The organism is Martelella sp. UBA3392 (assembly GCF_002358775.1).
In the GTDB taxonomy this organism is placed as follows: domain Bacteria; phylum Pseudomonadota; class Alphaproteobacteria; order Rhizobiales; family Rhizobiaceae; genus Martelella; species Martelella mediterranea.
Map to the genome: position 1 here is coordinate 1 of NZ_DEPM01000124.1, position 8013 is coordinate 8013.

Annotated in this window: 8 protein-coding genes; 1 reads left to right on the plus strand and 7 read right to left on the minus strand. The window is 64.4% G+C overall.

Annotated features, from left to right (window positions below; genetic code table 11):
* From B4E36_RS09065 to B4E36_RS09090, 6 genes are all read right to left on the minus strand, one after another.
* Nucleotides 1-584: aldehyde dehydrogenase family protein (locus tag B4E36_RS09065; RefSeq protein WP_345900260.1), on the minus strand; the 584-nt coding region annotated here is incomplete at its 3' end.
* A 22-nt stretch (nt 585-606) separates the two neighbouring features.
* Nucleotides 607-1647, minus strand: a complete 1041-nt coding sequence (locus B4E36_RS09070; RefSeq protein ID WP_292054069.1) for an Ldh family oxidoreductase — start codon at nt 1645-1647, stop codon at nt 607-609.
* Nucleotides 1648-1744: 97 nt separating this feature from the next.
* Nucleotides 1745-2878 carry a M24 family metallopeptidase gene (locus B4E36_RS09075; protein ID WP_292054067.1) on the minus strand — a complete coding sequence of 378 codons (1134 nt, stop codon included), beginning with the start codon at nt 2876-2878 and terminating at the stop codon, nt 1745-1747.
* A gap of 168 nt (nt 2879-3046) precedes the next feature.
* Nucleotides 3047-4354, minus strand: a complete 1308-nt coding sequence (locus B4E36_RS09080; protein WP_414673749.1) for an NAD(P)/FAD-dependent oxidoreductase — start codon at nt 4352-4354, stop codon at nt 3047-3049.
* Between the two features lie 10 nt (nt 4355-4364).
* On the minus strand, nt 4365-5081 hold the full coding sequence (locus B4E36_RS09085) for a GntR family transcriptional regulator (RefSeq protein WP_292054064.1): 717 nt from the start codon (nt 5079-5081) through the stop codon (nt 4365-4367).
* A gap of 385 nt (nt 5082-5466) precedes the next feature.
* Complete coding sequence (locus tag B4E36_RS09090) at nt 5467-6210, minus strand: SDR family NAD(P)-dependent oxidoreductase (protein WP_292054061.1); 744 nt, start codon at nt 6208-6210, stop codon at nt 5467-5469.
* An 89-nt stretch (nt 6211-6299) separates the two neighbouring features.
* On the opposite strand from B4E36_RS09090, the gene B4E36_RS09095 reads away from it, so the two are divergent.
* A complete protein-coding gene (locus tag B4E36_RS09095; protein ID WP_292054058.1) occupies nt 6300-6854 on the plus strand; it encodes a TetR/AcrR family transcriptional regulator in 555 nt (184 codons plus the stop codon).
* Between the two features lie 199 nt (nt 6855-7053).
* Here the strand turns inward: B4E36_RS09095 and B4E36_RS09100 are convergent.
* On the minus strand, nt 7054-8013 hold a 960-nt coding region (locus B4E36_RS09100), incomplete at its 5' end, for an autotransporter outer membrane beta-barrel domain-containing protein (RefSeq protein ID WP_345900261.1).

The following is an 8013-nucleotide window of genomic DNA, read 5'->3' on the forward strand; positions in this document are numbered from 1 at the left end:
ACCAGTTCCGAGGTGCCGGGATGGGCCGGATGGGCCTTGACCACTACCGGGCAGCCGGCGGCCAGCGCCGAGGCGGTATCGCCGCCGGCCACCGAAAACGCCAGCGGGAAATTCGATGCGCCGAAAACGGCAACCGGGCCGAGGCCGACCTTGCGCAGCCGGAGATCGGGTTTCGGCGGCGTGCGTGCGGCATCGGCGGGATCGAAACGCAGATCCTGAAACGCGCCCTCGCGCACGACGCCGGCGAACAGGCGCAACTGGTTGACGGTGCGCATGCGCTCGCCCTCGAGACGCGCGCGCGGCAGGCCGCTCTCGGCCATGGCGCGCTCGATCAGCGGTTCGCCGATGGCGAGGATATTTGCGGCCGCCTTTTCAAGAAACGCCGCCCGGTCTTCCAGCGCCGTCTCGCGATAGGCGAAGAAAGCCTGCCAGGCGAGCCGAACCGCCTCGTCCAGATCGGCCGCGCTCGCGCCGCCGAACGCGCCGGAAAGCGCCTTTCCGGTGGCCGCTTCCACGGCTGTCAGTGTTCCGTTTGCGCCCATGCGGGTCTGGTTGCCGATCAGCAATTCGCCGGTGATCTTCATTGGTGCATCCTCAATCTGGTTCTCAGTTGGATTTCGGTGTCGATTTAGCGGCGCGTGTCCGCAGCTCATCGAGCACGTTCTTGCGCACCGGCATAACGCCGGCCTTGGTATTGCGGGCCCGCGCCCGGTAGCGTCTGGCGGAGGGAAGGCGCGCGCCCTGCCCTTCAACAGCGTCAAACAACGCCTCGCCGCGCTTCAGATTGTCGAGGGCCGCCTGTCCCATGAAGGAGGCTGGATCGAGTGCAATGATCAGTTCGCCATGAAATGGCGTAACCTTGGCGCCATCGTCGAAGGCGAGGGATTCGGCGCTGGTGAGATCGCCGATCAGCGGACCGGCGAGCAGCTCGATCATCGCCGAAAGCGCCGATCCCTTGTGGCCGCCGAAGGTGAGCATGGCGCCTTCGGCAGCTTTGTCCGGATCGGCCGTGGGATTGCCGTCGGCGTCGATCGCCGTTCCTTCCGGCAGCGGGGTTTGCGTGCGGCGGTGCAGTTCGATATCGCCGCGGGCGATCGCCGAGGTGGCGAAGTCGAACACGAAGGGATGTTTGCCGGGGCGCGGCCAGGCGAAGGCAAACGGATTGGTGCCGAACACCGGCCTGCTGCCGCCCGCCGGCGCGACCCATGCATGACTGACCGTGACGGCGATGGCGACAAGGCCCTGATCGGCGATCCTTTCCACCTCCGGCCAGAGTGCGGAGAAATGAAAGCAATTGTTGATCGCAAGCGCTGCGAGCCCACAATGCCGCGCCTTTTCGGCGAGAACGGGAAGCCCGGCCTCGAAGGCGGCAAGCGAAACGCCCATGCGGGCGTCGACGCGGATGATCGCCGGCGCGCGGTCCTCGACAACCGGCGTGGCGACCGGATCGACCTTACCGCGCTCGATCAGTTCCAGGCAACTGATCAGCCGGTAGAGCCCGTGCGAATGGCACTCGTCCATCTGCGCGCGCACGACGCAATCGGTGATCGTGCGGGCATGATCTTCCGAATAGCCGGCCGCCAGCAACAGGCCCTCGCCCAGCGCCCGCGCCTCATCGATCGCAATCGTTTCGAAATCGTCGCTCATGCCGTCTCCCTTCAGGCGTGGTGTCGCATGCGCGCCATGCGGAAAGCGCGCCGGACGCAATCTGCCCCATGGATGAAGTCGATGGGTAGCCCGGCGCTCAGGCGAAGGGCTCGGTCGGCCCCTTGCCGGGCGTGGTGAACCAGATCGGCCCGTTCTCGCCCATATGGATGATGTCCTCCAGCCGGACGCCGAATTTTTCGGGCACCACGATCATCGGCTCGTTGGAAAAGCACATGCCGGGCAGAAGCGGCGCTGAATTGCCGCGCACGATGAACGGCGCTTCGTGGATATCCATGCCGAGACCGTGCCCCGCCCTGTGCGGCAGGCCGGGCAGGCGATAATCCGGGCCGAGGCCATGGGCGGCGATCACGCGGCGCGCCGCATCGTCGAGGGTTTCAGCCGCAACGCCCGGTTTCGCGGCGTCAAACACGGCCTGCTGCGCCTCGCGTTCGATCATCCATATCCGCGAAAACTCGGCCGAAGGCTCCGCCTTCACATAGGTGCGCGTCATATCCGACTGGTAACCGCCGACAATCGTGCCGGTGTCGACGAGAATGATATCGCCCTCGGCATAGGTCTGATCGCCATCGACGCCATGCGGCAGCGATGTCGCCGCGCCGAAGGAGCAAATCGCGAAGGTGCTGCCCGAGCCGCTGAGCGCGCGGTGGGTCTCGTCAATGAAGCGCACGACCTCGGAAGCGCGGATGCCCGGCTCGATCAGCGCGTGAACGCGCTTGTGCACTTCAAGGGTGGCATTCATCGCATACTGCATCAGCGCGATCTCGGCGGGCGATTTCACTGCTCTCAGCGAAGAGATCATCGGCCCGCCATCAACCAGCCGCTCCGGCGCAATCTGCCGGGCAAGCGCCGAATAGATGGCGAACGGCAGCGCATCGTCGAGCGCCAGCGTCCGGCCCTGGCCGAGCAGCTTTGCCGTCAGCGCCGCAGGGTCTTCGTGCTCGTCCCAGGCGGCGATATCGCCGTCGAGGCGCTCCAGCGTCTCGATCTTCGAGACCTCGAAGGCGGGCGCGATATAGGTCAGGCTGTCGGCGGTGACCAGAGCCCCGACCAGGCGTTCGCTCGCATGCCAGACAAGCCCGGTGAAATAGGCAAGGCTGGTGGTCGAGCCTAAAAGCACCGCATCGACGCCGGCGGCCTGCATGGCCGCGCGCAGGCGCTCAATCCGGCCCTTGCGTTCGTCTTTGCTGATCGGTTCGGGGCGGTTGGTCATCGCAGCGGTCTCTCCGTCTTCACTCGATCAAAGACCGAGATTTTTCATTCATCAAATTCGCCTATCATATTTGTCGTCAGTTTGTCGACAGCGCGATGGGCGGGCTTTTGCAATCTAGAAAACCTTACCTGCCGCCAGCAGACGCCGGCCCCGGAACGACCGCGCGCCCTACCAGCCGGAAAACCGGTCGAAACGCAGGTTTTCAAGGTTCACGGATGGCTTCTGCTGGCCGGCCAGTTCCGCGATCAGGCGAGCCGTGGCCGCCGACTGCGTCAATCCCAGATGCCCGTGACCGAAAGCGTAGAGCACGTTCGGCGCGGCCTTCGAGCGGTCGATCACCGGCAGGCAGTCGGGCATCGAGGGGCGGAACCCCATCCACTGTTCCCCGCCCTCGGTCTCAAGGCCGGGCAGGAAACGTTTGGCAAGCGTCAACAGCGCCTCGGCGCGTTTGAAATTGGCCGGCAGGTCGAGCCCACCGAACTCCACCGCCCCGCCGACGCGTATACCCGCCTTCAGCGGCGTGACGACAAAGGAGTGATCGTTGAAATAAAGCTGGCGCTTCAGCGGGAAGGCCGTAGCCGGCAAGGTGGTGTTATAGCCGCGCTCGGTATCGAGCGGCACCGCCTCGCCCAGGCTTTTCGCAAGCGTTTTGGACCACGCACCGCAGGCAACCACGACGGTGCGCGCCTCAAGGACGCCTCCATCGGCAAGGCGGATGCGCGCGCCCGCCTCGGTCGGCTCGAGGGCGGCGGCCTCCCCGATCGTGATCGTTACGCCGTCCTCCCGCAGGCTTTCGGCGAGCGCGCGGGTAAAGCCGGCCGGATCGGAAACCTGCAGCCCGTCCTCGCTGTAGATCGCGTGTTCGAACTGCGGCGCGAGGCCGGGTTGAAGCGTCTCGATCTCGCCGCGGCCGACGCGGTGGAAATCGAAGCCGGCTTCGCGCTTTCTTGCCCAGTCGGGCGTCGCGGCGGCAAAGCTCTTTTCGCTGTCGTAGAGGTCGAGCGTGCCGGTATTGACGATAAAGGAAGCCAGCCGCGCGTCCTTGCGGACCGTTTCATATTCGGCGGCCGCCAGCCGCATCATCGCCGCCTGAACCTTGAGCCCGCGCTCGAAACTGGCCCTGGAGCTCGCCTGCCAGAAATGCCAGAGCCAAGGCGCCAGCCTTGCCGCATAGGCCGGGCGAATGGCAAGCGGCCCCAGCGGATCGAGCAGCCAGCCGGGCGCTTTCCAGGTGATGCCGGGCGCGGGGATCGGCACGATCTCCGGGAAGGCGAGAATGCCGGCATTGCCGGCGCTGGCTCCTGCCGCGATCGCGCTGCGCTCCAGGATCGTGACCCTTCGCCCGGCCTCGATGAGATAGCGCGCGGCCATGCAGCCGATAATGCCGCCGCCGATCACGACAACGTCTGCTTTGGATTGGTCTTTCATCAAGTCCTCATGTTGTGCGGGCAGGTGGCGGCAATGCGCCATAATCATGAACCATGGCTCACCCCAGCGACAGCGCGCGCGCCTGCTCGGCTTCCCGCGCCAGGTATTCCTGGATCTGGCGCACGATCTGCCCGGCATGGGCGACTGCCAGCCGGTCGGCCCTGTCGGCATCCCCGGCTTCGATCGCCGCAATGATATCCTCGTGCTCGTTCACATACTGGCGCGGGAGCCGGTCCTCAAAGGTAGAATAATAGAGCCTGAGTATACGGCGACCCTCATCAAGCAGCCGGGAGAAGAAGCCGGTGTAATAGGCATTGCCGTCCAATTCGGCGATCGCGACGTGAAACTCGCGATTGGCCTCGATCATGGCAAAGGCGTCCTGCGCCTCCACCGCGGCGACGAACTCTTCCTGTCGTTTTCGAATGTTCGCCATCATCGCCCGCTCATGCGGCGCGCGCGCGGCCGCGCCTCTGGTGCTGATCCGGTACATCAGCGTCAAGGCTTCGAAATAATGCGGCATCTCGGCGAAATTGATGGCGGAAACGATGGTGTTGCGGTTGGGCAGCGTCGTCACCAGCGCATCGCTTGCAAGCCTGAGCAGCGCCTCGCGCACCGGCGTGCGCGACATGCCGAAGCGCTCCGACAGCCTGACCTCGTCCAACGGGCTCCCCGGCGTCAGGTCCATCGCCAGAATTTCCCGGCGCAGCGTTTCGTAGACCTTCTGGGTTCCCGACCCGCGCGTTTTCGTTTTTGCCGCCTCTACCGCTGCCGCCATCACTGCCTCATTTCTGGTTCTCGGGCTTTCACACAATCCCGCGGATGCTGTATGCTATCCGTTCAGCCGGCTTAATCCGACCAGGCCGGCAACGTCCGGACTTTGAGCATACGTCGCCGCCGTCAGGTTGTCGACAATTTGTGTTCAGAAAAATGCGCCCGCCTTGCGGGCTGACAGCGGCATCTTGCCCGCTGTTCCGCCGCGGCTTTCGCGGGACGGTGAAGAAATGCGTTCGCATGGAGACGAGTCAGTTTAACGCCTGAACGGCCTGACGCGGGGCAAGCGCGCCAACGCCAGGATTTGCGACCCCGCCTAGACGCGAGGCCGCCATATCAAAAGTCTGTGTGCCCGGCCAATCCGAGCCCAATGTTCCAGGCGCCGGCTTTCAAACCGCCACGAAACCGCCGTCCACCATCAGTTCCTCGCCTCCGACGAAGCTGCTTTCGTTCGAGGCCAGGAACAGCACGGCCTTGGCGACCTCTTCAGTCTGTCCGAGCCTGCCGAACGGGATCGCCTGGTTCATCCATTCCTCGATGCCGGCATTATCTTGAAGGTAGGTCGCCATGGCCGGCGTCAGGACCATGCCCGGCGACACCACGTTGACGCGGATGCCACGGCTTTTCAGGTCGACCGTCCAGGTCCGTGCAAAGGACCGGATCGCCGCCTTCGTCGCGCTGTAGATCGAGAGGCTGGCGAAACCCTTGCTGCCCGCGCCCGATCCGGCCAACACGATGGACGCGCCGGCTGACATCAACGGCAGGGCCTTCTGCACCGTGAAGACCGTCCCCTTGACGTTGATGTTGAAGACCCGGTCGAAATGGTCTTCCCCGATCTCCCCGATCGGCGCGGATTCGGACACGCCGGCATTGGCGAAGACCACGTCCACGCGGCCATGATCCTGCTTTATCCGGGCGTAAAGCCGATCGACCGCGGCAGGATCGCTCACATCGCCCTGCACGCCGATGGCGCCGTTTGCGATCTCCCGCAGCGCCTCGTCCAGCCGCTCCTGCCGGCGCCCGGTAATATATACATGGGCGCCCTCAGCCGCGAATGCCTTGGCTGTCGTCAGGCCGATACCGTCCGTTCCGCCGGTGATGACCACAACCTTGTCCTTGAACCGTTCCGTCATGATGAAACTCGCCTTTCCATTAAGTGGAGGATTGCTCCATTTCCTATATGGAGATATCCTCCACTTAACAAGTCCCAGCGAGGTGATTTTTGTCGGACCAAATTCCATTACGCGCGGATGCGCAGCGCAATCGCGAGCGCATTCTGGCGGCGGCCGAGGACGTGTTTCTGGAACGAGGCGCCACCGTGACGCTGGACGACGTCGCAAAGCGCGCAGGGGTCGGGATCGGAACGCTCTATCGGCGTTTTCCGACACGGGAAGAGCTACTGGCCGCAACATACAGTGCCCGCTTTGTCGCCTTCGCGGCCTCCAGTCGTGACTCGGACCACGGCCGCGATCCGCTCGGCACTCTGCGCCGCTATCTGGAACAGCTTGTCAGCCACACGAATGTCTATCGCGGCCTTGCGGCCATGCTTGGAACGGTTCTGCAGGTCGGGACCCCCGGCTGTGTCGCAACCAGCGCGGAAGGCCAACGGCTTCTGGCCAATGCGCAGGCTGCCGGCGTCGTCCGGGCCGACGTCAGCTTTGACGACATCGTGTGCGTGGCAACGGCGATCTCGCTCGCAACGGAGCGAGAAGCTTCATCGAGCGACCCTATCGCTCGTCTTGTCGATATTTTCCTGAACGGAATAGCTTCACGCTGACTCTGCCTGATACCGGCTCTCGGATAGCTGCACCGTCACCGGGGGCGCGCCTGCGGCAGCCATATGGCAGCGAACACGGCCCGGAAGGGCTGAAGGCGTTCGTCAACATCAGGTCAATCCGGATCGGTCAGGACGCCGAAAAGGGCCGGAAATCCGGCCCTTTTCTTTGCGACGCACCCGTTTTTTTTCTGGCTCGCTGTCAGAAGCTGAGGCTGGCCTTGGCGGAGAACATGTGGCTCTCGAGGTTCTCGCGGAACTCGCCCTCATAGGCGGCTTCGAAGGTGAACCGGTCGTCGGCGAAGGCCGTCACCGAAACACGGCCGATAAAGGCATCGGCGCCGATATTCGCGCCTGCGACATCGAAATCGCTTCCGAAGATGCCGAGCGTCGGTGAACGGCCGGTATCGCCGTAATCATGCCGCCAGCCGGCGCTGATCGCCGGCAGAAGCCGCACGCCATTGTCGAAGCTGATATCCTTGGAGAGTTCGACCGCCAGCGTGGTCTGCGTTTCGTCGAACGTCTGTGAGGGAATAGCGAGCGCGAAGCTGCTGCCGCTTTCCTGCATGCTGTCACGGTGAAACGCGCGGTAACCGAGTGTCGCCGAGGGCGTCAGCGTAAACGCGTCCATGTCGAGGTCCGAGAACGCCGCGGCCTCGATGAACCCGCCGGTGCCATGGCCGCTGGCGGATGCCGTGGCCGAATATGCGCCCAGCGTGGTGATCCGGCTGGTCGACAGATTGCCGTAGCCGAGGCCGGCACGGCCGGCAAATGTCATCATGCCGGCATCGAAACTGCCGTAGAGCGCCGCCTGATAGGTGCCGACATCGCCGGAGCCGTTGGCGTTCGCCGAGACATCGGCATATTCATAGGAGGCGGCGACGCCGGCAACGCCCTGGCCGAACCGCCAGTCGTAGCCGAAGACGCCGTTGCCGCCGGAGACATCATAGCCTGAAAGGCCGTTTGCCGAACCGACATTGGTCGAGAGCGAATTGCCGCTCGCCCAGAGCGTTCCCTCGCCGGCGGAGCGGTCGCCCGTTCCGGCAAGACCGTTCGTCAACTGCATCTGTCTCGTGCCGACGGCATCCGCAAACCGGCCGACGGCGCGCACCGCGGTCGTTCCGATCTCGGCATGCAATTGTCCGGTCATCGACGGAAGACC

Excerpts from the sequence above, each read along its gene's own strand:
- B4E36_RS09070 (WP_292054069.1), bottom strand. The coding sequence starts at position 1,647 with ATGAGCGACGATTTCGAAACGATTGCGATCGATGAGGCGCGGGCGCTG.
- B4E36_RS09075 (WP_292054067.1), bottom strand. The coding sequence starts at position 2,878 with ATGACCAACCGCCCCGAACCGATCAGCAAAGACGAACGCAAGGGCCGG.
- B4E36_RS09080 (WP_414673749.1), bottom strand. The coding sequence starts at position 4,354 with ATGATTATGGCGCATTGCCGCCACCTGCCCGCACAACATGAGGACTTG.
- B4E36_RS09085 (WP_292054064.1), bottom strand. The coding sequence starts at position 5,081 with ATGGCGGCAGCGGTAGAGGCGGCAAAAACGAAAACGCGCGGGTCGGGA.
- B4E36_RS09090 (WP_292054061.1), bottom strand. The coding sequence starts at position 6,210 with ATGACGGAACGGTTCAAGGACAAGGTTGTGGTCATCACCGGCGGAACG.